2 protein-coding genes and 1 pseudogene are annotated in these 2,665 nt (G+C 36.8%); 2 read left to right on the forward strand and 1 reads right to left on the reverse strand.

Annotation, left to right across the window (positions count from 1 at the left end; genetic code table 11):
- Positions 1 to 129: 129 nt before the first annotated feature.
- Positions 130 to 1,244 (forward strand): annotated as a pseudogene (locus QY97_RS19235) (IS4 family transposase).
- A gap of 146 nt (positions 1,245 to 1,390) precedes the next feature.
- Positions 1,391 to 1,549: a helix-turn-helix transcriptional regulator gene (locus tag QY97_RS21210; protein ID WP_198402954.1), complete on the forward strand. Its 159-nt coding sequence runs from the start codon at positions 1,391 to 1,393 to the stop codon at positions 1,547 to 1,549.
- Between the two features lie 559 nt (positions 1,550 to 2,108).
- Here the strand turns inward: QY97_RS21210 and QY97_RS19240 are convergent.
- The gene (locus QY97_RS19240) at positions 2,109 to 2,420 is read right to left on the reverse strand and encodes a winged helix-turn-helix transcriptional regulator (protein WP_039237134.1); all 312 of its coding nucleotides are present in this window, start codon (positions 2,418 to 2,420) and stop codon (positions 2,109 to 2,111) included.
- Positions 2,421 to 2,665: the final 245 nt, after the last annotated feature.

Raw genomic sequence — 2,665 nt, forward strand, 5'->3', positions numbered from 1 at the left:
GCACTAATTTAATTTCAATATTAAAAAGACCCAAAATCTTCACTAATTTTATTTTGTGCAAAGAAAAAGTCCTTTATAATGGATAAGTCAGGTGGTAACCCGTCCAAATCCACTAAAAAGGACTCACGCATGGACAAGATTACACGAAAAACTTCATTTGGGCAATGGTTTTCAGCCATGAATCTTCAATTAATTGAAGATCAGGTGAAAATCAAGAAATTAGACTATTATACAAAAAAGTTAAGGACAGAGTCCTCCCTGAAACTGCTGCTCTTTGCGCAGCTAGTTGAAGTCGAGAGCCTGCACGCTCTTGGTGATTGTCTTTTTGACGAACAGCTTCAAAAGGGAATTGAACTAGATTTGATCAGTATTTCTCGGTTATCTCGACGGTTAAACAGCTTAAATCCAGATCTGTTTCAACTTCTTTTCCTCGATTTAGTGGGGCAGATTCACGCCAAAACCCACTATACAAAACTGGTTATGCCTTCGAAAATCATTGATTCGAGTACATTGCCACTTAATTTGACGAATCATCGGTGGGCAAAATTTCGGAAAACTAAAGCAGGCGTAAAGTTACATCTTCGTCTTGTCTTCATGGAAAAGGGATCTTCCTATCCGGAAAAAGCCGTCATCACCAAAGCCAGTGAACATGACCGAGGTCAGTTGGAAGTTCTGGTCGATGACAAAGAATGCATGTATGTGTTTGACAGAGGATATCTGGACTACGAGCGCTTTGACCGTATGACGGATGATGGATACTTTTTTCTCTCTAGACTACGCAAAAACGCTGTGATCCGAGAAGTCAGTGATTTTCCATTACCTGATGATTCATCTGTTTTGTCTGATCAAATGGTGTTGCTCGGAAGCACACAAAACCGTACAGAGAATTACTTCCGCCTTCTAAAAGTGGCTGATTCAAAAGGGAATCTGCTTCACCTCATCACAAACCGTTTTGATTTGAGCGCAGAAGAAATTTCAGAGATGTACAAGGCCCGCTGGGCCATTGAACTTTTTTCAAATGGATCAAGCAGCACTTAAACATCAAAAAGTTCTACGGCCAAAGCGAGTGGGCGATACAGAATCAGGTGTTCATCGCGTTAATCGTCTATTGTCTCAATGTTCTCGCGCAGATCGAGACGGACAGCAAGAGAAAAATTCTGCAGATTAGCCGATATTTAAAGGCAGCATTGTGGAAGCCGGCTACGATCTGGATTCGAAAAATAGAAGGAAAGGCTGTTCCTTAATCAGACAAACTGTCGGTGTCACCTCAGTCTAATTATAAAATAATTTCCAAATGGATAGAGCCACCTTTGTATGGGTATTTCCTTTTTTGGCTCCAAATAAGGAAAATAATTAAACTGAAAATTTAAATATTATTCATGCAACACTAGTGTGTGTTTTTCTAAAAAAAGGATACACGTACAAGGAAATACCAGAAGAGTTATTTATCAGTATTCATACGGTAAACAAACATGTAAAAAATATTTACCGAAAAACAGGAGTAAATAACCGGGCATCCTTACAAGCCCAGCTGACAAAGTGGCATTAGCCACCGGTTTATTAGTTATTGATAAAGGAATCACTTCGTTAAAAACGTTATCTTCTTCGGTTAGTTTCCCGAGAGGATAACGTTTTTTATTTTGAAAGAAACTTGCTTCGTTAGCTCAATAAATAGAGAATCCCCCACAAGCTTGACAGCAGAAATAACGAGCGTTTGGAATACTTTCATTTTGAAGGACCTTAGAGGCGGTTTTTAATTTTTGAAACTTAATTTGAATTTTGCACTATAAACTAACTGAAAAATTTATAATTGCTTCTTGATTTACACGTTTTCAACATTTGCTTAAGTACAATGATGACTTTTTATTCCCTTAACTAAAAGTACTGACCAGCTAAGCGACTGCTCTCTTGAAAGACACCACCAAACCAGACGTTCCGAACAATAGTCGAAGTATATTTCTTTTTTTATTTTTTTCTTTACTTCTTTATTTCTTTTCTTCTTTTATTAAATATTTATTTTTTAATAAATACACCAATAAAAAAAGGATATAACCTGGCATGTTTCTTGCCAGATTATATCCTTTTATACATGATGAATGTTTGTTTCATTATGCTTCTAACCATTCCTGTGACCATTTTTCGATCTCTTTCATGAGAGGCTCCATGGCTAGTCCCTTCTCTGTCAATGAATACTCAATCCGGACCGGTGTCTCGGGAATAACTTCACGTTTTACAATCCCTTCGTTCTCTAAATCCTTTAGCCGATCCGAAAGAACTTTTCCGCTTATTCCGATAGAAGATTCAACGGTACAGAAGCGCTGCGGACCATTTAACAACTGGTAAATAATGAGTCCAGTCCACCTTTTGCTTAACAATGTGATGGCTTTTTCAAATCTGGGACAAATAAGCGACTGATCCAAGCAAATCCCTCCTTATTCCTATTATACCCATAAACCTAAATCAATTAAATAACTTTTTATCATTTATTAACTTTACGAATGTTAATTTCATAAATATAATTACTTACATAAAGTAAGTTAATAATAAATAACAAAGGAGAGGTAAAGTTGAATAGGGGTAACAACAGCGTAGCTGTCATTACCCGCAATAAACAGTAAATATATGTAAAATTGAGAAATGGCTTAAAGTTTTAACTTTAAGCCAT

This window comes from Bacillus thermotolerans, assembly GCF_000812025.2.
Classification (GTDB): Bacteria; Bacillota; Bacilli; order Bacillales; family Domibacillaceae; genus Quasibacillus; species Quasibacillus thermotolerans.